27 protein-coding genes are annotated in these 22,214 nt (G+C 44.1%); 16 read left to right on the forward strand and 11 right to left on the reverse strand.

All coding sequences use genetic code 11. The features are described from left to right. Positions 1-184: 184 nt before the first annotated feature. Both ACZ5ZV_RS07990 and ACZ5ZV_RS07995 read right to left on the reverse strand, forming a co-directional pair. Positions 185-1,336: a hypothetical protein gene (locus ACZ5ZV_RS07990; protein WP_464120886.1), complete on the reverse strand. Its 1,152-nt coding sequence runs from the start codon at positions 1,334-1,336 to the stop codon at positions 185-187. Positions 1,337-2,026: 690 nt separating this feature from the next. Next, positions 2,027-2,269, reverse strand: coding sequence for a hypothetical protein (locus ACZ5ZV_RS07995; RefSeq protein ID WP_464120887.1), 243 nt, complete (start codon positions 2,267-2,269; stop codon positions 2,027-2,029). Between the two features lie 219 nt (positions 2,270-2,488). Between ACZ5ZV_RS07995 and ACZ5ZV_RS08000 the strand changes: the two genes are divergently transcribed. The 9 genes from ACZ5ZV_RS08000 (at position 2,489) to ACZ5ZV_RS08040 (ending at position 8,679) form a co-directional block, all read left to right on the forward strand. Continuing rightward, entirely contained in the window at positions 2,489-2,797 is a 309-nt protein-coding gene (locus tag ACZ5ZV_RS08000) for a transposase (protein ID WP_464120888.1), read from the forward strand. Between the two features lie 56 nt (positions 2,798-2,853). Next, complete coding sequence (locus ACZ5ZV_RS08005; protein ID WP_464120889.1) at positions 2,854-3,699, forward strand: DDE-type integrase/transposase/recombinase; 846 nt, start codon at positions 2,854-2,856, stop codon at positions 3,697-3,699. A gap of 35 nt (positions 3,700-3,734) precedes the next feature. Beyond that, the gene (tnpA, locus tag ACZ5ZV_RS08010; RefSeq protein ID WP_464118800.1) at positions 3,735-4,025 is read left to right on the forward strand and encodes an IS66 family insertion sequence element accessory protein TnpA; all 291 of its coding nucleotides are present in this window, start codon (positions 3,735-3,737) and stop codon (positions 4,023-4,025) included. Beyond that, positions 4,022-4,378, forward strand: a complete 357-nt coding sequence (gene tnpB / locus ACZ5ZV_RS08015; RefSeq protein WP_464118799.1) for an IS66 family insertion sequence element accessory protein TnpB — start codon at positions 4,022-4,024, stop codon at positions 4,376-4,378. The genes tnpA (ACZ5ZV_RS08010) and tnpB (ACZ5ZV_RS08015) overlap by 4 nt, the downstream gene beginning before the upstream one ends. A 35-nt stretch (positions 4,379-4,413) precedes the next feature. Beyond that, positions 4,414-5,961 (forward strand): IS66 family transposase, encoded by a 1,548-nt coding sequence (gene tnpC, locus ACZ5ZV_RS08020; RefSeq protein ID WP_464118798.1) that lies wholly within the window; start codon positions 4,414-4,416, stop codon positions 5,959-5,961. Between the two features lie 392 nt (positions 5,962-6,353). Beyond that, positions 6,354-6,932 (forward strand): DUF6088 family protein, encoded by a 579-nt coding sequence (locus ACZ5ZV_RS08025; protein ID WP_464120890.1) that lies wholly within the window; start codon positions 6,354-6,356, stop codon positions 6,930-6,932. Then, positions 6,925-7,065, forward strand: coding sequence for a hypothetical protein (locus ACZ5ZV_RS08030; protein ID WP_464120891.1), 141 nt, complete (start codon positions 6,925-6,927; stop codon positions 7,063-7,065). Before ACZ5ZV_RS08025 ends, ACZ5ZV_RS08030 begins: the two co-directional genes overlap by 8 nt. A gap of 31 nt (positions 7,066-7,096) precedes the next feature. Beyond that, positions 7,097-8,332: an ISL3 family transposase gene (locus tag ACZ5ZV_RS08035; protein WP_464117565.1), complete on the forward strand. Its 1,236-nt coding sequence runs from the start codon at positions 7,097-7,099 to the stop codon at positions 8,330-8,332. 59 nt (positions 8,333-8,391) lie between these two features. Then, on the forward strand, positions 8,392-8,679 hold the full coding sequence (locus ACZ5ZV_RS08040; protein ID WP_464120893.1) for a nucleotidyl transferase AbiEii/AbiGii toxin family protein: 288 nt from the start codon (positions 8,392-8,394) through the stop codon (positions 8,677-8,679). Between the two features lie 20 nt (positions 8,680-8,699). Here the strand turns inward: ACZ5ZV_RS08040 and ACZ5ZV_RS08045 are convergent, their stop codons facing one another. Together ACZ5ZV_RS08045 and ACZ5ZV_RS08050 are read right to left on the reverse strand one after the other, a co-directional pair. Beyond that, on the reverse strand, positions 8,700-9,668 hold the full coding sequence (locus ACZ5ZV_RS08045) for a transposase (RefSeq protein ID WP_464117937.1): 969 nt from the start codon (positions 9,666-9,668) through the stop codon (positions 8,700-8,702). Positions 9,669-9,724: 56 nt separating this feature from the next. Next, positions 9,725-10,036, reverse strand: a complete 312-nt coding sequence (locus ACZ5ZV_RS08050; protein WP_464117936.1) for a helix-turn-helix domain-containing protein — start codon at positions 10,034-10,036, stop codon at positions 9,725-9,727. 139 nt (positions 10,037-10,175) lie between these two features. On the opposite strand from ACZ5ZV_RS08050, the gene ACZ5ZV_RS08055 reads away from it, so the two are divergent. Further along, positions 10,176-10,739 carry a nucleotidyl transferase AbiEii/AbiGii toxin family protein gene (locus ACZ5ZV_RS08055; RefSeq protein ID WP_464120894.1) on the forward strand — a complete coding sequence of 188 codons (564 nt, stop codon included), beginning with the start codon at positions 10,176-10,178 and terminating at the stop codon, positions 10,737-10,739. 644 nt (positions 10,740-11,383) lie between these two features. On the opposite strand, the gene tnpC (ACZ5ZV_RS08060) is transcribed toward ACZ5ZV_RS08055, so the two are convergent. The 4 genes from tnpC (ACZ5ZV_RS08060) to ACZ5ZV_RS08075 are packed head-to-tail and all read right to left on the reverse strand — an operon-like array spanning position 11,384 to position 13,981. Continuing rightward, a complete protein-coding gene (tnpC, locus tag ACZ5ZV_RS08060) occupies positions 11,384-12,931 on the reverse strand; it encodes an IS66 family transposase (RefSeq protein ID WP_464118798.1) in 1,548 nt (515 codons plus the stop codon). 35 nt (positions 12,932-12,966) lie between these two features. After that, the gene (gene tnpB, locus ACZ5ZV_RS08065) at positions 12,967-13,323 is read right to left on the reverse strand and encodes an IS66 family insertion sequence element accessory protein TnpB (RefSeq protein WP_464118799.1); all 357 of its coding nucleotides are present in this window, start codon (positions 13,321-13,323) and stop codon (positions 12,967-12,969) included. Beyond that, positions 13,320-13,610, reverse strand: coding sequence for an IS66 family insertion sequence element accessory protein TnpA (tnpA, locus tag ACZ5ZV_RS08070; protein ID WP_464118800.1), 291 nt, complete (start codon positions 13,608-13,610; stop codon positions 13,320-13,322). Before tnpA (ACZ5ZV_RS08070) ends, tnpB (ACZ5ZV_RS08065) begins: the two co-directional genes overlap by 4 nt. 35 nt (positions 13,611-13,645) lie before the next feature. After that, complete coding sequence (locus ACZ5ZV_RS08075) at positions 13,646-13,981, reverse strand: competence protein CoiA family protein (RefSeq protein WP_464120896.1); 336 nt, start codon at positions 13,979-13,981, stop codon at positions 13,646-13,648. A gap of 101 nt (positions 13,982-14,082) precedes the next feature. Between ACZ5ZV_RS08075 and ACZ5ZV_RS08080 the strand changes: the two genes are divergently transcribed. The 3 genes from ACZ5ZV_RS08080 (at position 14,083) to ACZ5ZV_RS08090 (ending at position 15,825) form a co-directional block, all read left to right on the forward strand. Beyond that, a complete protein-coding gene (locus ACZ5ZV_RS08080) occupies positions 14,083-14,421 on the forward strand; it encodes a hypothetical protein (protein WP_464120898.1) in 339 nt (112 codons plus the stop codon). Between the two features lie 67 nt (positions 14,422-14,488). Next, the gene (locus ACZ5ZV_RS08085; RefSeq protein WP_464117936.1) at positions 14,489-14,800 is read left to right on the forward strand and encodes a helix-turn-helix domain-containing protein; all 312 of its coding nucleotides are present in this window, start codon (positions 14,489-14,491) and stop codon (positions 14,798-14,800) included. 56 nt (positions 14,801-14,856) lie between these two features. Then, positions 14,857-15,825 (forward strand): transposase, encoded by a 969-nt coding sequence (locus ACZ5ZV_RS08090; protein ID WP_464117937.1) that lies wholly within the window; start codon positions 14,857-14,859, stop codon positions 15,823-15,825. Here the strand turns inward: ACZ5ZV_RS08090 and ACZ5ZV_RS08095 are convergent. The 3 genes from ACZ5ZV_RS08095 to istA all read right to left on the reverse strand — a co-directional run bounded on the left by ACZ5ZV_RS08095 (position 15,749) and on the right by istA (position 19,049). Further along, positions 15,749-16,639: an IS630 family transposase gene (locus tag ACZ5ZV_RS08095; RefSeq protein ID WP_464121399.1), complete on the reverse strand. Its 891-nt coding sequence runs from the start codon at positions 16,637-16,639 to the stop codon at positions 15,749-15,751. The two genes, ACZ5ZV_RS08090 and ACZ5ZV_RS08095, sit on opposite strands and share 77 nt — an antisense overlap. An 84-nt stretch (positions 16,640-16,723) precedes the next feature. Next, positions 16,724-17,491 carry an IS21-like element helper ATPase IstB gene (istB, locus tag ACZ5ZV_RS08100; protein ID WP_464119802.1) on the reverse strand — a complete coding sequence of 256 codons (768 nt, stop codon included), beginning with the start codon at positions 17,489-17,491 and terminating at the stop codon, positions 16,724-16,726. Next, positions 17,439-19,049 carry an IS21 family transposase gene (istA, locus tag ACZ5ZV_RS08105; RefSeq protein WP_464119800.1) on the reverse strand — a complete coding sequence of 537 codons (1,611 nt, stop codon included), beginning with the start codon at positions 19,047-19,049 and terminating at the stop codon, positions 17,439-17,441. The genes istB and istA overlap by 53 nt, the downstream gene beginning before the upstream one ends. A gap of 326 nt (positions 19,050-19,375) precedes the next feature. Between istA and ACZ5ZV_RS08110 the strand changes: the two genes are divergently transcribed. The 3 genes from ACZ5ZV_RS08110 to ACZ5ZV_RS08120 all read left to right on the forward strand — a co-directional run bounded on the left by ACZ5ZV_RS08110 (position 19,376) and on the right by ACZ5ZV_RS08120 (position 22,145). Then, entirely contained in the window at positions 19,376-20,404 is a 1,029-nt protein-coding gene (locus tag ACZ5ZV_RS08110; protein ID WP_464121400.1) for a transposase, read from the forward strand. A gap of 217 nt (positions 20,405-20,621) precedes the next feature. Continuing rightward, positions 20,622-21,539, forward strand: a complete 918-nt coding sequence (locus ACZ5ZV_RS08115) for a class I SAM-dependent methyltransferase (protein WP_464120900.1) — start codon at positions 20,622-20,624, stop codon at positions 21,537-21,539. 3 nt (positions 21,540-21,542) lie between these two features. After that, positions 21,543-22,145 carry a class I SAM-dependent methyltransferase gene (locus tag ACZ5ZV_RS08120; RefSeq protein ID WP_464120902.1) on the forward strand — a complete coding sequence of 201 codons (603 nt, stop codon included), beginning with the start codon at positions 21,543-21,545 and terminating at the stop codon, positions 22,143-22,145. Positions 22,146-22,214: the final 69 nt, after the last annotated feature.

The raw sequence follows: 22,214 nt of genomic DNA on the forward strand, positions 1-22,214 counted from the left end.
AAGGATGTTGAAATGGTCAGTTCTAAGAGGATTTTGAGCAACATTTTGAGGCTCCCGGTTATATTCCAAAAACGGCACTGGAAATAATTCCGGTGCCGTTTCTTTGCGATTTATTTTTTGCGCGCAGATCAGGATTATAAATGCCAAAGGCAGAACATATTTTCACAAATTGAGCCTTTAAGCACTATCGTACTCCGCGTGCTGGGGCTTCTTGAGCCCAGGATCGGTCGTTGAAGTTTATTGGAGCTTGCTCTGTCTCAGCTTCGGAATCATATTCATTGCCCAATTCAAACGATTCGGCCTGGGCAGACAAAGCAGCAGCAGAGAGGAATGCAGCTAAAGCAACCTTGACATTTCCTCGAGGCAATCGAGATCCCTTTTTAATAATGCCCTCAAGTTTACCTGAATTGGTAAACAGAACTTGATCTCCCTGAGGGTTTTTCAAAAAATAACCATCGTCGCGTCGCCAGCCACCTGGTACGCTTTTCATTTCTCCATACCATTTTCCAATGCTATAGCCCTTCGCTTCCAGCTTCATAAAGTTCGCTAATGTGAGTGTATATGGTTTATTGATTCTTTCGAAATCGTTAAGAATTTTTTTGACCTGGGATACATCGCTCGCGTTGTCGAGTTGTCTTGAAAGGTTATTGAGTTGCCCTACATCATGTCTAAATTGCTCATAAGTGGGAAATTTTTCTCCAAAACTCATCACTTTCATTTTCTGATAGGCTTCTTCGAGTGATGTGTTTCTGTTGTTTATCTCACTATAAAAAGATTTATCAGCAAATGCGTGTACAAGACGTTTTTTATCGTTGCTATCTAAAGTAAATTTGGTGAAAGATCCATCCCGGCGATGAGCAATGAAATCTCGATTATTAGGGTTCTCATTGATTTCTCTGATTTCCCGCGACGTAAACTCTGGCCTTCTAAGCTCCATTTTTTCAATACCCTTCAAATCTGAGCGAGATGGATTGTTCTTCGCTGCCGCCTCTCTATAGGCTTCATTATATGCTGCTGGATTTGTTCTTAAGTGATGTACAGTGTCTGCGCGCAACCTTCTTTTGCCTTCCTCTGCATCCCGCTTTTGAGTTTGTAGATCTAATATCTGAGCGGAAAGATTTTTGTGTACTGAGGCTCTGTCTGCGGGAAGGGTTCTTTGATAGGCTCGTAAGTCAGCAATTTTGGCATCAAGTCTTCTGATCTCGTCATTATAGCCAGAAATTTCATTTCCGTAGCGCTGCTCAAGTGCTCTTTCATAGATTTCATTCTCATTTTTAATTTGAGCAAAAGCAAAATTAGCTGAGAGTGCAATGGTCAATAAAGTTAAAATTTTCATAAAAACTCCTTTTTTGTTCTCTTGATTCACAAAGAAAGAGAGTGCATATCAAATGCCAGCTCAAAATCGATATAGAGCAGCCTGGTTGTCTCATTTAGGGAAGGCGACAATTTGTGTAGATAATGGTTAGAACCGTGACAGAGGGGACCCTCTTTCTAGAAAAAGTGGGACCTCTATGCCTTAGGCCTTATGGGGCCCTACATGTCAGGCCTGTTTATACAATTAATTAGAAGGTGTTTGTGTTGTGTGGTTCATATCAGATGGCTCGTAGTTCGTAGTTCACTAGCGAGAGCTCCCGGAGCCCCCGGCATCATTGAATCATAAGATTTGCAGTCGAAACTCCATCAGGAGGCCCTTCGGGCCGAACCTCCTGGGGGGCTGGTAGGGGAAAAATGCCGGTTTATAGTTCCTAACCTTTCTTTAACTCGATTGCTTTCTATGTTTGGCTCACCTATGGGCCACGACTCTTGAAATAATAGAACTCTTTTTAATTGAAGTGATACCTTAACGAAAATCCGGATGAGATATAGTACTGAAGATCCTTTCTATCATTATTATAGAAAGCAATAAGTCCTGTATCTAAAATTCGAATGTGATATGTCGCTGACAATGACTTACTAGGAAAGTAAAGCGAGTTTACCAGCTCTCGGTTAGCCCCTATCGGGGCGAGGAGTGCAACATAAGGACTCATTATCGGGGAGTTTGAGCGTAGTTCCCTTGGGAGCATAGACATTGGGTTTCAGGAAACCCTCTTTTATATGTCTTAGACTTGGAGAATCCTCCTGCGCTGGATTGTCCATTCCAAAGAGTGCATCCGTTATCAGAAACTGATTCTAAATTTCCTTTCCAGATAACATTTTCGCCGTTTTTGTCTTTTTCTTTTTTCTTAACGTCAACCCACTGGCCGACAAAAGAGTTGTATTTCAAAATCATTTTAAACCTCATTGAGTGGTATAATAAATTAATATCTATTTATATAGATTCTGTTGTTTTAGATCTCGAGTAAAGGTCTTGTGCTGTCCGGGCTCGTGCGACACGGTCTCGAGGGTAATTTAAGTCAAAAAAATGTGTCGATTTCGGCTTAAGTAGCTGAAATCTGGAAGGTGACCCCTGTTCTCAAAGGAGAACAAACCATGTTAAAAGGGAGTCATCATGAGTCAGGTCGAAAAGAAAAAGAGAACAAGAAGATCGCCAGAAAAAATGGCAGAGCTGGTATTGGAAGCAGAGCGAGTGGGTGCAAGCGTCGTTTGTCGTCGCGAAGGAATTGCACCGGCGCAGTTGTCGCGGTGGAAACAAAAGTTTCTGCAAGGCGGAATCGCAAGTCTCAAAGACCTCAAGCGCGGTCCAAAACAAAAAGCAGATCCAGCAGTAGAAAAACTCAAAGCGGAGACAGAGCGTCTCAAAGAAGCCCTTCTAGAAACGTCCATAGAGTTGCAAGCCTTAAAAAAAAGCGGCTACTAGGGTTAGAGGGTCCCCTTTACAACCGACACCTCACCAAGGCGCAACGAGAGGCTTTGGTGGAGTTCATCGACGAGGCTCGCAAGCAGGAGCCGCTTGCGGTCGTTTGCAAGTACCTGCAATTAAATCCAAGAGCCTACTATCGCTGGAAACAAGACCCCTCGAAAGATCATCATGGCGGTGGTGGTGGAAAAAATAAAATCACTCCGCTAGAAGAAAAGAGCGTGGTGGCTCTTGCCAAGAAATATCCTGAGTGGCATTGCCGCAGAATCGCTTATCACCTTGAGAAGACAGCCAGGGTTTTCATAGGGAAAACCAAAGTCGCCGAGATCATGAAAGACCATGGGCTTAGTCATCCCTTCATTCGTGAAAAGCCAAAGCCAGTCATCCCACCAGAGGACATGCTGTTACACGAGCCATGGAAAAAGAATTTGCTTTGGGGAATGGACTGGACGTGGGTCACAGTTAACGGCAAATTCATGTTCTGCCTGGTCCTGCTTGATTGGTACTCACGCAAGATTTTGTCGTGGGGACTCTATCACCAAATAACCCAGCATCAAGTCGTAACTGTCGTCACAGAAGCTGTGGCCACTGAAAGAATTGATTTTCTCCCGAAGGACCAACTCAAACCCTTCGTTGTCGCTGATCACGGCAGTGCAAACATCGCAGCTTATACAAAAACCAACATCGAGATTCAAGGTTTAAAGTTGTGGCTGAGTGGCGTTGGCAGGCCCACTGGCAACGCGAGAACTGAGAGAGTTATTGGAACTTTGAAGAGAGAAGAAATAAATCTTCAAGAGCAATATGCGAATGAGACTGAAGCAAGAGATCTCATTGGCAAGGCGATCTACGATTACAACTTCAATCGTAAGCGCCCCATGACGCCTTTTTGCCGGACCTCTTAAAAGCACATAGTCTGAACTTCACAAGGAGGTTCAGTATGAGATCAATATCCAAACATTCCGACAAAGAGATATTCTGGCGGGACCAGGTACGATCATTCGCCAGGTTTCACGGATCGCAGGCGGCGTTCTGCAGACACCACGGGCTCTCAGTCAGTACATTCCAGTATTGGTACCGCAAGTTTCATCAAACAGATCGCGAAGTACAGATCATCGAGCCATCGCCATTTATTGAGGTTCAAGTTGAGTCCCCCCCTTCAAAGCACAATATGCCCGATGCAAAGTGGGTTGCAGAGCTGATCCTGCATCTTCAGGAGGGCTTGCGATGAAATCCCCGAAAGAGTTTAAAGGAGTCTTTCTTCACAGAGATCCCGTGGATATGAGGAAAGCCATCAACGGCCTCAGCGTTATAGTGCAAGAAGCTGGTATGGGGGATCTAATGGGGCCTTATCTATTTGTCTTTTGCGGTAAGCGCCGGGACGTGATGAAGGTTCTTTATTTTGACAGATCCGGATTCGCGCTTTGGCAAAAGCGATTGGAAAAGGACAAGTTTCCGTGGCCCAAGAAATCCTCTGTGGAAAACGTGCAGTTATCCACAGAACAATTTACTTGGCTACTTGAGGGCTACGATGTCTGGAAGATGAAGCCGCACGCGGAGTTAAAATTTGAAAAAGTTTGTTGAGAGCTTTAGCTGAATGCTTGATACTCGCAAAAGGCATGTCAAAGTCGGAAACACTTTCTACACCAGAACAAGAAATGGCTCTGCGAATTGCAGATCTGGAAAAGCTTTTAAAGCAAGAGCGTGAAAAGAATAAAAACTTTGAGAGTCAGGTCAGTTGGTTGACGGAGCAACTTAAAGCTTTAAAGCGCAATCAATTCGGAGCAAAGTCCGAGCGCTGGGAATCCCAAGAACAGTTAAAGTTTAATGAAGCCGAAGTGGAATCTCAAAGTCCTACCCCCGACAAAGAAGACTACACAGTTGAAGTGCGAGGGCATACCAAGAAGATTCGGGGGCATAGAAAGCCCCTGCCGGAGAATCTGCCCCGCGAGATTGTAAAAGTCGAACTTCCAGAGTCCGAACAAATCACGGAGCAAGGTGAAAGGCTCAAAGTCATTGGCTGGGAGATCTCTGAGAAACTTAGGTACGAGCCGGCCAGGATCAGCGTGCTTGAGTATCACCGGGCCAAATACGGTGTTGGCAGTGGTGATTACGAAAAGACCGCGCCGCCGGTTCCTTCAGTGATCCCAAAAGGCATTGCTACACCAGAGTTATTGGCCGCTATCGTTGTAGGTAAGTATAGCGACGGCTTGCCACTTTATCGTTTAGAAGAGATTTTCGCCCGTCAGGACGTGGAGTTGAGCCGTACAACAATGGCTAGATGGATGGTGCAAGTAGCTCAAGCCCTGATGCCAATCAGAAACGTCTTATCCGACCGGATGTTGAGTGCACACGCCATTTCCTGCGATGAGACGAGTGTTCAGGTGTTAAAAGAAAATGGCCGTTCTGTCGAGAGCAAATCGTGGATGATTGTGCGGGCAACTCCGTGTGAGAAAAGCAAGATCGTATTGTTTGATTACAGCCCTTCTCGTAGCGGCGAAGTGATGAAGAGCCTCTTTGCGGGCTACGAGGGGCGCCTATTGTGTGATGGTCTTGATGTGTACAACGGTCTTGAAAGTGAAACATTGGTTCGCTTCGGCTGCCATATGCACGCGCGCCGCCGGTTTGAACAAGCGGTCAAAGATGGTGCTAAATCCGGAAAAACCATGGCGGCTCAAGTGATGGACATCTACAAAAAGCTTTATGACTTCGAAGAAAAAATACGAGATCACGCACCCGAAGAAAAAGTCAAAGCGAGATTGAGAGATCAAAAACCTCTGCTTGAGGAAATTAAGCAAATCGCGGAATCCAATATCGCAAAGGTTCCAGACAAGAGCAAGCTGGGACAGGCTTTCAAGTACTACTTGAATGAGCATACGTATCTGACGAGGTACTTAGACGATGGGTTGATGGAGCCAGACAATGGGTTCGCTGAGCGCGCCATCCGCAAGTTTGCTATCGGCAGAAACAATTGGCTTTTTAGCGACACGCCCGATGGCGCGGAGGCCAGCAGTATTCTTTACAGTCTCGTGGTGACAGCAAAGCTCAATGGCGTCAATGCTTACAAGGCCCTCTGTAAAATCTTGACTGATGTTCCTCTGGCCAAAACCGTGGAAGATTATGAACGTCTCGCCGACGCCATCTTAACATCCGAGGCACCGGTTTAACAAAAAGGCGTCATGGGGCGCTTACCTTCAATCGACCCAATCAAGGTAACGGTGGTTTTGCTCCAAACTCAGTTCATCATCAAGGACGATATGAACTTATGAAGCGCAGAGAAAGAGCTAGACAGAAAGCTCAAGAACTGAGAAGAAAACACTGGGAACAGAACGCTTCATCTTCAGCAGAGTCTTTGACTTAAACTCTTCCCTCTAGACTGTGTCACCCCTGCGTGGACAGGACAGTCTTTAAGCACATATTACTTATGGCTGGATATCATGTGTCAGTTCAATACATTGAACAAAATCTAATAAAATTAAATAGATATGACAATTATGCATGAAATTTTACTAAATATTCTTACAATTCTGCCGATATATGATATATTAGGGGTATGAGAGTGGCTAAAGAAGAACTTTTATTAAATAAGATGAAGCAAGGGCAGGTTTACAGAAGATCTGATCTTGCTCGCTATACTACAGCAGTAGATCGTTATCTTGATCGCTTAGTAAAGAAAAACGAAGTAGTTAAGGTGTCGGGTGGCCTTTATTTAAGACCCAAAGCCTCGGCATTTGGAGCGGTTCCACCGGATGAGCAATCTCTTGTGAAGACTTTTCTAAAGGACGATAGGTTTTTAGTTAACTCATTTAATAATTATAACCAATTGGGCCTTGGACTGACCCAATTGTACGGGCACAACGTGGTTTATAATTATAAGCGCTTTGGTGAATTTGAGCTTGGTGGAAAAAAATTCTTTTTTAAACGAGTGCCGAAATTTCCACACCAATTGTCAAAAGAGTATCTTCTTGTTGATATGCTTAATAATTTAAAAGAATTAGCAGAAGATGAAGTTTCAGTTTTTGAAAATTTAAAAAAGAATAAAGAAAACTTTGATACAAAAAGGGTTCTCTCTCTAGCGAAAGAATATGGAAGACCTCGTACAAAAAAGTTTTTAGATGAGGTTTATAGCCATGAGTAAATTCATTCACGAAAGAGAAGATTTTAAGACGCTAATTGAAGTTGTCGGTGGTGAGCATAAAATCGACCCACGATTGATTGAAAAAGATGGGTATTCCGAGTTTTTTGTGGGTAGCCCGGCGCGCACGAATTGAATTCGCTTAATTTATGAGCTTCGATTTTCGGATGAGAAATCCATCCGATTCACACCAGTTGTTCGAGCAGCTTCTCGGTCTTGTGCCGCCGTGGTCAGTCACTAACGTCAACCTTGATACCGTAAATCGTCTCGTCGAGGTTGATGTCGAGTGGTCGAAAGGCCACGAGCCGGAGTGCCCCGAGTGCGGGCGATCGTGTTCGATCAAAGATCACCGCGAGGAGCGCAGGTGGCGGCATTTGGACACGATGCAATTTCAAACGATCATTCGCTCACGTGTACCAAGATCAGATTGCAAGGAGCATGGGGCGAAGACAATCAACGTCCCATGGGCTGGTCCGAACTCTCGCTTCACTCTGCTTTTTGAGAGGCTCGCGATTGACGTCATGATTGCCGCCAAGAGCCTCAAAGAGGCGGCAAGGCTTTTAGGGCTTTCGTGGGACCAGGTCCATCACATCCAAAAGCGCGCGGTCGAACGCGGTCTTGAGCGTCGCAAGCTTGATGAGATCAAACACGTCGGTATCGATGAGAAAAGTTTTTTGAAAGGTCACAAGTACGCCTCACTGATGACCGACATCGGTGGTGCACGCGTTCTAGATGTCGTCGAAGGCAGAACACTTGAGGCCACAGACTCACTCTGGCAGAAGCTTCCAGAGGAGACGAGATCCGGCATCGATGCTGTTGCGATGGATATGTGGGACGCCTTCATCACGTCAACAAAGACGAATGCGCCCCAAGCCGACATCGTGCACGACAAGTTCCACATCTCAAAATACTTGGGCGATGCGGTCGACAAAGTGAGGCGCCAAGAGCATCGGGCGTTTATGAAAGACGATGTCGAGACACTCAAAGGTGCGAAATATCTGTTTCTGAAAAACCCCGAGAACATGAGCGATGCCGAGACCTCTCGGTTCAACGAGCTTCGCATGGATAAACTTAAATCAGGGCGAGCGTGGTCGATGAAGGAGATGTTCTCGGAGTTTTGGAGCTACACGTATCAAGCTTCGGCGAGAAAGTTCTTCGACCGATGGTATTGGTGGGCGACGCACTCCAGGCTTAAACCGATGAGCGACGTCGCCAAGCTCATGCGCCGGCATCTCGACAACATCTTGACCTACTTACGCCACCACATCACCAACGCGATGATGGAGGGGTTCAACTCGAAGATCCAATCCATCAAAGCCAATGCTCGTGGCTTCAGAAACTTTGCCAACTACCGAATCGCGATCTTGTTCTACTGCGGAAAACTTGAACTCTACCCGGCGTAAGGGCACAAGAACCTCGGAAGAACCAAAAAGATTACTGGATTATGCACGCCTTATGGGGGATGAATCAGCTTGGTTTTGAGTATGAGTTAAAAGGTGGTACTTCTCTTTCTAAAGGATGGAAGTGTATTGATCGTTTTTCAGAAGACATTGATATTTATATTCATCCACCAAAAGATCTAGATTTGCCAGTTGGTAAAAACCAGAAGAGTGATGCTCAAATCGAAGCTCGAAGAAAATATTTTGAGGCTCTTGTAGATAAATTGAAAATTGACGGATTTCAATCGGTTCAGAGAGACACGGCATTTGATGATACCAAGCTTATGCGTGTTCTGTCCGAGCAGGGGTGACACAGTCTCGAGAGGAGAATTTAAGTCAAAGACTCTGTTGAAGATGTCATTGCCTGTTCCCAGTGTTTTCTTCTCAGTTCTTGAGCTTTATGTCTAGCTCTTTCTCTGCGCTTCAATAGTTCATACCGTCCTTGATGATGAACTGAATTTGGAGCAAAGCCTCCGTTCCCTTGGTTTGGTCGGTTGAAGTTATAATCGTTAATGGCTTTGCCGATAAGATCTCTTGCTTCCGTTTCATCAGCATACTGCTCTTGAAGATTTATTTCTTCGCGCTTCAATGTTCCAATCACTCTTTCAGTTCTGGCGTTGCCAGTGGGTCTACCGATGCCGCTTAGCCACAACTTCAATCCTTGGACCTCGATGTTAGTTTTTGTATAGGCTGCAATATTGGCACTGCCATGGTCTGCGACAACAAAGGGCTTGAGGTGACCACTCGGAAGTAAGTCAATTTTCTCGATGGCAACGGCTTCGGTGACGACAGTAACAACTTGGATCTGGGTGATCTGATGGTAAAGACCCCAAGATAAAATCTTTCTTGAATACCAGTCTAGAAGAACCAGACAAAACATAAATTTCCCCTTCACAGTTACCCAGGTCCAATCCATACCCCACAGTAAATTCTTCTGCCAGGGCTCGTGCAAAAGCATATCTGCTGGTGGTACTACTGGCCTTGGCTTTTCTGGTACAAAGGGGTGATTTAACCCGTGTGACTTCATGATCTCCGCTACTTTGGTTTTTCCGACGAAAGCCTTCGCGGTTTTTTCAAGATAATAAGCGATTCGTCGGCAATGCCAATCGGGGCGCCTCTTCGCGAGAGCAATCACTCGCTTTTCTTCAAGAGGTGTGATCTTATTTTTGCCACCGCCCCCGCCATGATTTTCTTTGGCGGGATCTTGTTTCCAACGGTAATAGGCTCTTGGATTTAGTTGCAGGTATTTGCAAACAGCAAGGAGCGACTCGCTCTTGCGAGCCTTATCGATAAACTCCACCAGAGCCTCGCGGTGCGCCTTGGTCAGGTGGCGATTGTAAAGGGGGCCCTCTAGTCCTAATAGCCGCTTTTTTTTAAGGCCTGCAACTCTATGGCTGTCTCTAGAAGGGCTTCCTTGAGGCGTTCGGTTTCGGCTTGAAGCTTTTCCACTACTGGATCTGCTTTTTGTTTTGGACCGCGCTTTAGGTCTTTGAGACCCGCAATACCGGCCTGTAGAAACTTTTGCTTCCATCGAGACATCTGCGCCGGTGCTATATTTTCTCGCCGACACACGACGCCTTGTCCGACTCGTTCTGCTTCCAAAACCAGTTCCGCCATTTTTTCTGGCGATCTTCTTGCGCGCTTTTTCTTTTCTTTGATCTGACTCATTGTGACTCCCTTTTATCATGGTTTGCTCTCCTTTGAGAACAGGGGTCACCTTCCAGATTTCAGCTATTTACGCTGAAATCGACACATTTTTTTGACTTAAATTGCCCTTTTGACTGTGTCGAACGAGCTCGGACAGCACATGCGCAATGCGGGCATTCGTCTGATTTATCCTAACTTGTTTGGAAAAATTCCTGATTTAAAGGATGGTATTTTACTTGAGGTAGGTTTTGACCAAACTACACCAAATGAGGCGATTACAATTTCCAGCTGGGTTATGGATAAAGCTATTGAGGTTAATCTGGATGTAGTTAATAACCTGGCTGTGGGTGTAAAATGCTATGTTCCTGAATATACGTTTGTTGAAAAACTTCAGACGATTTCAACGAAATATCGTCAGCAGCAAGACAACGGGCAGATGCCAATTAACTTTATGAGGCACTATTACGATGTCTTTCAATTATTGAAATTGGAGCGCGTGCAGCAGTTTATCGGTAGTGAAAAGTATGTCGCTCATAAAGAGCTTCGTTTTCGGGCTGCTGACGAAAAGAATTTAACAAAGAATGACGCTTTCATTATTTCAAATGCTGAAACTCAAAAACTTTATCAGCAGTCCTTTGAGAAAACGAAAGGCTTGTACTATAAAGGCCAACCGAAGTTCAGTGACATCTTAGAATCATTTAAGTCTTTTTTGTCAAAGATGTAAGAAGAACGTCTCCTTCTAGTCAGTTTAACGTCGTTTAGGTCTTCTGCTCTTATATTGAAAGCGTTGCGATGGCGGAGACATTTGCCGTTCTAACCAACGTAAATTATCAAGACTCACTCTTGGATAAACCACTAATTCTTTTCGAGCAACTGGTGGCGGAGTAGGCTGATACTGAATTCGTTTCGCAGCCTCTATTATTTCAGGATTTTCGTGAGCGAACATGTTGGTGTATAGAAATGCCATCAGGTCTGAGAACGTGTTTCCGTTGAGAGATTCAGTGTGAAGAAGTATAAAATTGTGCCGTGAATATTCCAGTACGTAGAAGTTACCCTTAGAGCTTTTTGGCAATAGACACCAAAGAGGTAGGTCCTGACCAAAATCAAAAAATACGGGGACACTACATTCAGACCATTCTTTTAAAAGTGGGGATTCGTCAATAAATGAATGAAGTTTGAGAAGTGGAGAATTCTGGTTTATCGGCATAGCATATTTCAAAAACAGATCAAATTGTGCTTTGTCTTTTTGACGTTTTAATCCATCAACAACCCACACCAACTTATCACTATAAAAGTTATTTCGAGACTGGCGCTCTTCTGGTTTTAAAAATGAATGCTGAAATGTAAGCGCCCCATGACGCCTTTTTGTTAAACCGGTGCCTCGGATGTTAAGATGGCGTCGGCGAGACGTTCATAATCTTCCACGGTTTTGGCCAGAGGAACATCAGTCAAGATTTTACAGAGGGCCTTGTAAGCATTGACGCCATTGAGCTTTGCTGTCACCACGAGACTGTAAAGAATACTGCTGGCCTCCGCGCCATCGGGCGTGTCGCTAAAAAGCCAATTGTTTCTGCCGATAGCAAACTTGCGGATGGCGCGCTCAGCGAACCCATTGTCTGGCTCCATCAACCCATCGTCTAAGTACCTCGTCAGATACGTATGCTCATTCAAGTAGTACTTGAAAGCCTGTCCCAGCTTGCTCTTGTCTGGAACCTTTGCGATATTGGATTCCGCGATTTGCTTAATTTCCTCAAGCAGAGGTTTTTGATCTCTCAATCTCGCTTTGACTTTTTCTTCGGGTGCGTGATCTCGTATTTTTTCTTCGAAGTCATAAAGCTTTTTGTAGATGTCCATCACTTGAGCCGCCATGGTTTTTCCGGATTTAGCACCATCTTTGACCGCTTGTTCAAACCGGCGGCGCGCGTGCATATGGCAGCCGAAGCGAACCAATGTTTCACTTTCAAGACCGTTGTACACATCAAGACCATCACACAATAGGCGCCCCTCGTAGCCCGCAAAGAGGCTCTTCATCACTTCGCCGCTACGAGAAGGGCTGTAATCAAACAATACGATCTTGCTTTTCTCACACGGAGTTGCCCGCACAATCATCCACGATTTGCTCTCGACAGAACGGCCATTTTCTTTTAACACCTGAACACTCGTCTCATCGCAGGAAATGGCGTGTGCACTCAACATCCGGTCGGATAAGACGTTTCTGATTGGCATCAGGGCTTGAGCTACTTGCACCATCCATCTAGCCATTGTTGTACGGCTCAACTCCACGTCCTGACGGGCGAAAATCTCTTCTAAACGATAAAGTGGCAAGCCGTCGCTATACTTACCTACAACGATAGCGGCCAATAACTCTGGTGTAGCAATGCCTTTTGGGATCACTGAAGGAACCGGCGGCGCGGTCTTTTCGTAATCACCACTGCCAACACCGTATTTGGCCCGGTGATACTCAAGCACGCTGATCCTGGCCGGCTCGTACCTAAGTTTCTCAGAGATCTCCCAGCCAATGACTTTGAGCCTTTCACCTTGCTCCGTGATTTGTTCGGACTCTGGAAGTTCGACTTTTACAATCTCGCGGGGCAGATTCTCCGGCAGGGGCTTTCTATGCCCCCGAATCTTCTTGGTATGCCCTCGCACTTCAACTGTGTAGTCTTCTTTGTCGGGGGTAGGACTTTGAGATTCCACTTCGGCTTCATTAAACTTTAACTGTTCTTGGGATTCCCAGCGCTCGGACTTTGCTCCGAATTGATTGCGCTTTAAAGCTTTAAGTTGCTCCGTCAACCAACTGACCTGACTCTCAAAGTTTTTATTCTTTTCACGCTCTTGCTTTAAAAGCTTTTCCAGATCTGCAATTCGCAGAGCCATTTCTTGTTCTGGTGTAGAAAGTGTTTCCGACTTTGACATGCCTTTTGCGAGTATCAAGCATTCAGCTAAAGCTCTCAACAAACTTTTTCAAATTTTAACTCCGCGTGCGGCTTCATCTTCCAGACATCGTAGCCCTCAAGTAGCCAAGTAAATTGTTCTGTGGATAACTGCACGTTTTCCACAGAGGATTTCTTGGGCCACGGAAACTTGTCCTTTTCCAATCGCTTTTGCCAAAGCGCGAATCCGGATCTGTCAAAATAAAGAACCTTCATCACGTCCCGGCGCTTACCGCAAAAGACAAATAGATAAGGCCCCATTAGATCCCCCATACCAGCTTCTTGCACTATAACGCTGAGGCCGTTGATGGCTTTCCTCATATCCACGGGATCTCTGTGAAGAAAGACTCCTTTAAACTCTTTCGGGGATTTCATCGCAAGCCCTCCTGAAGATGCAGGATCAGCTCTGCAACCCACTTTGCATCGGGCATATTGTGCTTTGAAGGGGGGGACTCAACTTGAACCTCAATAAATGGCGATGGCTCGATGATCTGTACTTCGCGATCTGTTTGATGAAACTTGCGGTACCAATACTGGAATGTACTGACTGAGAGCCCGTGGTGTCTGCAGAACGCCGCCTGCGATCCGTGAAACCTGGCGAATGATCGTACCTGGTCCCGCCAGAATATCTCTTTGTCGGAATGTTTGGATATTGATCTCATACTGAACCTCCTTGTGAAGTTCAGACTATGTGCTTTTAAGAGGTCCGGCAAAAAGGCGTCATGGGGCGCTTACGCTGAAATTCAAGAATATAGCCATGCTTTGTTTTTACATCTGCGATATGCCACTCGCCGGAGGCATCATCTTTATGACGAATTTCCTGATTTTCCTTTGGAAAGTTATTTTTCCAGGATCTGTGCCATTCCGTTTCGTTTTCCCACCAATGATCACACTCGCAATCAACTTTGTGGCGCCAGTGGTTTATTCTTTTGATTCCACATACCGGGATCATTGGTTGCCCGCAACCAGTGCAAACTCCAACTAATCCCTTTTCAGCTTCTTTCTTTTCAGTATTTACCAATGCAAATTTCATTAATCTAACCTCATTGCTTTTTAACTTTCTTGTATGCTGATCCAAATTGTTGTAACAGGATGTTTATATAAATCGTGTTACACTTTCAAGATGGTGATTTTATGAAAAAACCGTTACAACCTAGAAATGAGTTTGCTGAGGCGTTCAACAACAGTTTTGCTCGATATCAGGGGCATATTCAAATCCTCACTGGTTACGACGAAAAGTTTGGATTTATTTATAGAAATACAGGTGATCTAAGCTATTTACTTGAAACTGTAAATCAAGCTTTAGTAAATCGAGATTCCAAAGATGCATCGTTTGCTCATCAATTTGGTCTCTCGTTAGTAAATTGGCTGGAAAGATTTTTAAAAAAAGGATTTACCACTGTGCTGTCCGAGCTCGTTCGACACAGTCAAAAGGGCAATTTAAGTCAAAAAAATGTGTCGATTTCAGCGTAAATAGCTGAAATCTGGAAGGTGACCCCTGTTCTCAAAGGAGAGCAAACCATGATAAAAGGGAGTCACAATGAGTCAGATCAAAGAAAAGAAAAAGCGCGCAAGAAGATCGCCAGAAAAAATGGCGGAACTGGTTTTGGAAGCAGAACGAGTCGGACAAGGCGTCGTGTGTCGGCGAGAAAATATAGCACCGGCGCAGATGTCTCGATGGAAGCAAAAGTTTCTACAGGCCGGTATTGCGGGTCTCAAAGACCTAAAGCGCGGTCCAAAACAAAAAGCAGATCCAGTAGTGGAAAAGCTTCAAGCCGAAACCGAACGCCTCAAGGAAGCCCTTCTAGAGACAGCCATAGAGTTGCAGGCCTTAAAAAAAAGCGGCTATTAGGACTAGAGGGCCCCCTTTACAATCGCCACCTGACCAAGGCGCACCGCGAGGCTCTGGTGGAGTTTATCGATAAGGCTCGCAAGAGCGAGTCGCTCCTTGCTGTTTGCAAATACCTGCAACTAAATCCAAGAGCCTATTACCGTTGGAAACAAGATCCCGCCAAAGAAAATCATGGCGGGGGCGGTGGCAAAAATAAGATCACACCTCTTGAAGAAAAGCGAGTGATTGCTCTCGCGAAGAGGCGCCCCGATTGGCATTGCCGACGAATCGCTTATTATCTTGAAAAAACCGCGAAGGCTTTCGTCGGAAAAACCAAAGTAGCGGAGATCATGAAGTCACACGGGTTAAATCACCCCTTTGTACCAGAAAAGCCAAGGCCAGTAGTACCACCAGCAGATATGCTTTTGCACGAGCCCTGGCAGAAGAATTTACTGTGGGGTATGGATTGGACCTGGGTAACTGTGAAGGGGAAATTTATGTTTTGTCTGGTTCTTCTAGACTGGTATTCAAGAAAGATTTTATCTTGGGGTCTTTACCATCAGATCACCCAGATCCAAGTTGTTACTGTCGTCACCGAAGCCGTTGCCATCGAGAAAATTGACTTACTTCCGAGTGGTCACCTCAAGCCCTTTGTTGTCGCAGACCATGGCAGTGCCAATATTGCAGCCTATACAAAAACTAACATCGAGGTCCAAGGATTGAAGTTGTGGCTAAGCGGCATCGGTAGACCCACTGGCAACGCCAGAACTGAAAGAGTGATTGGAACATTGAAGCGCGAAGAAATAAATCTTCAAGAGCAGTATGCTGATGAAACGGAAGCAAGAGATCTTATCGGCAAAGCCATTAACGATTATAACTTCAACCGACCAAACCAAGGGAACGGAGGCTTTGCTCCAAATTCAGTTCATCATCAAGGACGGTATGAACTATTGAAGCGCAGAGAAAGAGCTAGACATAAAGCTCAAGAACTGAGAAGAAAACACTGGGAACAGGCAATGACATCTTCAACAGAGTCTTTGACTTAAATTCTCCTCTCGAGACTGTGTCACCCCTGCTCGGACAGAACAATGCTGGTAACAAAAATATTTCAATTTTATTCCCATTTTCTTGTATCCATGTCTTTACAGCTTTACTTTTATGAACTGGATGTCCATCAACAATTAAAAAAATCTTATTCTTTATCCCCTTAATTAATCGTCTTAAAAAATCAATAAATACTGAAGCCGTAAATCGTTCTTTAAAAACCATAAACCTGAGCTTTCCACGATTGGTAATTGATGAGATCATATTAGTTCTAAATCGTTTTCCCGTGACCTTGACAACAGGCGTGTGACCACGACGTCCATAAGTCCTTCCTATTTGATCATCGGATCTGATTCCCATCTCATCGCCCCACTGGATCTCGCTTCTAGTGGCCTTTGCTCGTTCCTGGATTTTTGGATACTCTTCTTTTAACCACTTACGAACAGCGGCACTTGATTGCTCATAAGCTTTTTTCATTGGCTTTTGTGGGGTTAATCCCATTTTCTTTAATAAACGACCAACGGCTGATAATCCTATTTCGATATTGTAGTTTCTTTTTAAAACTTGTCTGACGGCTTCTCGGGTCCAAAGCATAAATCCAAAGTTTAACTGATCTGGTGTCTTATCTAAAATGATTTTTCTCACAGCTTTAGCTTGATCGGCATTTACCTTAGATTTATCAGTAATATTAGCTCGTGATTTCATTTTTAAACCAGATAAGCCTTGCTTTTGATAAGTGCGCCACCATTTTGAAACAACTTGCTTCTTAACTTCTAAAAAAATGGCAACACTAATTTGTGATGCTCCCTTGCGGATTGTTCGATTTCACCGATTTGACCACCTGAATTTCACGAAGTTTGACCACCCCTTGAGGTGGTTGGCGGACCGTAGGGACGCTGGTTAATTTTCATGTTCCGAATGATCTGTCAATCCTTTAGCGGCATCGCCTCTTTTGCTGGGACCCTTTACTAGAATCTTAAAGGCTCGTGCGGTGAGTCTGTCCGAAATGGCTTCGCAAACCAAAGGGTCTTGAATTACTTCGTTCCAGTTTTCTGAAGGAAGCTGTGTCGTCACGATTGTGGACTTGCCATTTTCCCGTTCATCAAGGACATCGTAGAAATCCTGGAACTGTTGTTCCGTCAGCGCTTTAATTCCGAAATCATCAACAATCAACAAGTCTGCGGAATGGATTCTTTTCAGGAAGTTCAAATAAGTTCCCTCGGCTCTAGCCAATGCAATTTTCTCTAACAACAAGTTCATCTTCAAAAACACAACGGACCTGCTGTTGCGGCAGACATGATTACCGATGGCCGTTGCTAGGTACGTTTTCCCGACCCCTGTGGCACCAAAAATGAGGACGTTAATGCCGTCGTCAATAAAGCGCATGGTGGCCAGCTCTTGGATAGTCTTCTTATCGAAGTTGCGGACTTTCGAATAATTGATCCCCTCAAGACTTGCTTGGGATCTGAATCCCGCAGCCTTTAGGAGTCGCTGCCTACGAAGATTTTTGCGATATTGGATTTCATCAAAAAGAATCAGGTTCATAAATCCTTCATAATCAAGATCCGCATCAAGGGCCTCTTTAATCCGAAGACTCAGTGTCTCACGGATACCCTTAAGAGACAGTTCCGTCAGATATTGATCTGTCATGTTGAGTGGTTGACTCATAGTTATTAGCTCCTTCTGTTGTAAAACTCATTTGCCCGCGCAGATGAGGATTTGGTTTTCTTTCTATTGGCACTGCTTTGGGTTTATTGCCGAGATTGGGGCTTTTCAGCATTCGCTCGACATCTTTGACCGTTGGTTTAGTTCGTCCGTGTGTTATGAGAATCTCACAAGACCTTTCCAGCTTTTCGGCACCATAGCGGCCCTTAAGGCGCAAGATTCCCATCGTACGGCGAAGGAACATCAGGGGGTGTGACACATCAGTTAGAAGTGTGTTGATAATCTTGCCAGTGCTTGGGCCAATCCTGGCAGCATCTCTGATTTGGCGGGCAACACTCATCTCTTCCATGGCTTGGAATTTCTCTGGTAAGTGGGATTTGTCGGTACAGTAGTTACCTCGCTGGTGGTCCGGTCGGCGCTGATGGATGGCGATACGCTCTTGCTGATAAAATATTTCAACATGAGTCAAGGTGACGCGAACATCGAGATCTTTGCCACGCTGCTGGTAAGGGGCTGAGTAGTAATTGTACTTGTGCTGTATGTGACAGTCTTCGTGAAGCTTGGCCTTCTTCCACTCGCCAGCTTCATAGGTCCTGACAGGTAAGGGTTTTAGAGTGGATTTTTCCTGTTGTTCAAATCTTTCCCTTCGCGAAGAACCATATTTTCGTTGGTAGCGTTCATTGAATTCATCGGCACATTCCAAGAGATAGCGGTTTAGTTCTCCTATAGAAAAAAACTGTTGCTGTCGCAGGCGACGACGGACCCACCGCCAGAAGACCCCGAGGTGAACTTCAATAAGGTTTTTGTCGGTTGGTCGTTTAGGCCGCGCAGCCACCACTGTTGTGCCATAGTGGTTACAGAAGTTGTAAAACTCTTGGTTGATGTCCGGATCAAACCAGTCCGCCGCATTCACAGCACACCGGGTGTTATCCACCACCAATACCTGAGTAACCCCACCGAAGTATTTGAACCCCTCGCGGATGCCCGCAAGCCAAGAGGATTGTTTTTCATTAATGGTGGCATAAGGGAAAAATAAACGACTATTGCAGAGAACCTGGCCAAACAATCGGCAGGCTATGAATTCCCCGGTTGCTTTGTCGATATACCCCAGACCATGGGTATCGCCCTTATAATCAATTTCCGTACGGAGTCCCGGCTCATGATTTTTATGGTAGTGGACGTTGATGTTGGGATGACGGCGGCGGAACTCCCGCCAAAATGTCTCATAGGGAACATTGCGAAGATCTGCTGCGGGGTTGGCGCCTAAATTATTTTCCCAGAACTCTTTAATCGGCGTGCCACCCTCAATTTCCTTAAGGGCCTCTTCCCATACGACCTGCGAACTCCAGTGTGGAGAAAATATCTGCACGGTGGTTGAGCTAAATCCCTCCAACAATAGCCTCTGGGCATCACCAACCTCGTATGCCCCGGCATCTTTAAGGCGGCTTTTGACGGTGTTCCTGGCAATGCTTAAATCTATTGCGATGGTCTGAAACCCATCACCATTGGCTCGTCGCCGTACCAAATCCTCGATCATTTTGGGACCCTTCTTTTTGGCCACCGATACCTCCTTTGGGAAGTCCAAAGGTGTATCTGAAGCTTCTTAAAAAGCCCAACGATCCGCGTTAATGGGGGTGGTCAAATGATGCAATTGACCTGGTCAGACCTCATGAAATCGGGGTGGTCAAACCTGTGAAATTTGGGTGGTCAGTTCCGGTGAAATCCGGCAGGATTAATTTTATGGCCTGAATTCGAATCTTTTCTTGAGACTTTTGATCTAATTTTCTGTAATCATTTTTCATTCTTTAAATAAAATGATAATTTTAAACAAATGTCAATCTATGCTGCGGCCTGATTAATAAGAACTCCAAATCAGGTGCAGTCACACTGATCCAGCGATTCGGCGGAAGTCTGAACCTAAACATCCACTTCCATCAACTGTTTGTCGATGGCTGCTATGAACTGAGTGATAAAAACGAACCCATCGACTTCTGGGTAGCAAGTTCACCGACAATTAAAGAGATCGAAGAGGTACTTACAAAAATTATTCAAAAAATTACCAAATACTTGGAACGACAAAAAATCATTATCAAAGATGACAACGACGGTGGATTCCAAATCCCGATTCCAGATGAAGACACACTCTCTAAACTACAAGCAGGATCTGTGACCTACAGATTTGCCACAGGCAAAAGCAAAGGCAAAAAAGCGATCGTGCTGAAGTCCGTGACCGATACTGATCACTCGGCGACAAAGGGCCTTGTCGCGAAGAACTCAGGGTTTTCACTGCATGCAGGGGTTGCTACTAAAGCCCATGAACGGGATAAGTTAGAAAAGATTTGCAGATACATTGCGCGTCCTGCTGTGAGTGAGGAGCGCTTATCAACGGATGATTGTGGCAACGTGATTTATCGATTCAAAAAACCATGGGATGATGGAACTACGGCGCTGAAGTTAACACCGATGGAACTGATGGAGCGCCTTGTGGCACTGGTTCCAAGGCCAAGAGTTCATCTGACTCGTTATCATGGAGTGCTGGGTCCCCATTACAAACACCGAAAACAAATCGTTCCAAAACCACCGGAACTAAAAGTAATCGGCCAAGAACATGACATCATCGATCCAAAGCAACTGGAACTAAAAAAGAAGAACATTCCCTGGGCACGGTTACTTGCAAGGGTGTTTAACATCGACGTTGAGACTTGCATCAAATGCGGCGGCAAAATGAAAATCATCGCAGCCATCGAAGATCCCAAAGTGATTCGAAAAATCCTTGAACACATGGGCCTGGCAACCAAGCCACCACCACTGCATCCAGCCAGGGGGCCACCAAAAGTTCAGCATCATTTTGAAGAAGACTTTGCTCAGCAGCACTTCGAAATGAACTTCGACAATTTTAATCAATCAGCAGACTAAAAAGTTTAGCTGCAATGGATTCGTGTATTCAAAATCCTGAAAAACACCCTCAATAAATCAAAGACATGTCACAATTTTTAAAAATCAGTGAAATTAGTTGCCAAAGACCCAGTCTAATCACACAATTTTAACATTAACCGAGGAGAACTAGATGCTGGGGTTTAACAATTCGGGCTTTATACTGCCTATCCTCATAACATTTAGAGGTGGGAACTTTATGGGTAGTGTAAGTAAGATAGCGACAGTTAGTGATAAAGAAATCGAATTAAAAAATTGTGTTGTTTGTGGTTTTATTCATGATACTCAAGATCATTTAAGCCATGTATATGCGCCGGGAAATACAACTCGATTTTTAATAAATAAGTTCAAACTTTGGAAATGTACCAATTGTTTAACTGTTCATAGCCTAAATCAGGTAGACTTTGCTGATATATATCAAGATTACCCAGTTAACAGTTATCAAACCCTAGATTTCTTTGCTACATTTCGATTTTCAAATTTGCTTAAAAGACTCCAAAAAGCGGGATTAAAACAGAATCATAGAATACTTGATATGGGGTGTGGTAATGGAATATTTGTCTCATACCTTAAGAAAAAGGGATATACTTCAGTCACAGGATATGATCCCTATGTTAAAAAGTTTTCAAAATTAATTTTTAATGAAAAATTTGATTGTATTATTGCAAATGACGTCATTGAGCATGTTGAAAATCCCAGAAAGTTTATGAGTGATTGTGCAAATTTATTACTTCAAAATGGTATTCTATATTTTGGAACTGCTGATTCAAGTGATATTGAATTTAATGAAATCGCTAAGTACTCTATGAAGCTACATCAACCATTTCATCGTATCTTAATGACCCCAACTTCCTTAGAGAAATTAGGAAGGGAGCTCATCAGCTTTACGTTAATAAAATCATTCAAACGATCCTATATGGACACTCTTATTCCTTTTGTTAATTACCGATTTCTTGACGAATTTAATAAGTCACTTGGATACGAGATAGACTTAGCATTTAAACCTGAATCAAAAAAAAAGATTTTATTAAGTCCTAGATTGATTTTCTTTGCCTTTTTTGGATTCTTTTTCCCTTGTGCCTATGAGCCTGCAATAATTCTCAGAAAAGGATTATAAAATATGAAAATGAATCGTTTTGAAAAAATTGTTATGAATAATTTAGTTCGAAGATTGATCTTGAGGCACATAGAGGCACCAATTCTATATGAACTAGGTGGATCTCTAGAGGGCATGAATGTTTTGGAAATCGGCTGCGGTGAAGGACATAGCACAAGAATTATATTAGATATTTTTAAACCTAAAAAAATCGTGACTATTGATTTAGATTCACAGTCAATTAAGAGGGCATACAAAAATCTATCTGATATTTCTTCTGATCGATTGCAAATCATAGAGGGAGACGTTTTAGCACTAGAATTTAACGACCATTCATTTGATGCGGTTGTGAATTTTGCGGCACTTCATCATGTTGTAGAATGGCAAAAGGCACTTAGTGAAATTCATCGCGTATTAAAAAAAGATGGTAAATTCTTTTTTGAAGAAGTTACTCAACAATGGTTGCAAAGATGGTATCCTAAATTATTTTTCGCACATCCGACCCAAAACAGATTTACCACGAAATCTTTTCAAGAAGAGCTTATCAGTCAGAAATTTATTATGCACAGACCTTTGGTTACACGAAAAAAAGGGGATTTTATATTTGGTGTTTGTATCGCAACTTAGTGGATTATATAGATGGAGATAAAAAATCACAAACTTCAAAAAAATATAGCTGCATATAGAAATCAATTA

The sequence above is a fragment of the Bdellovibrio sp. HAGR004 genome (assembly GCF_055397015.1).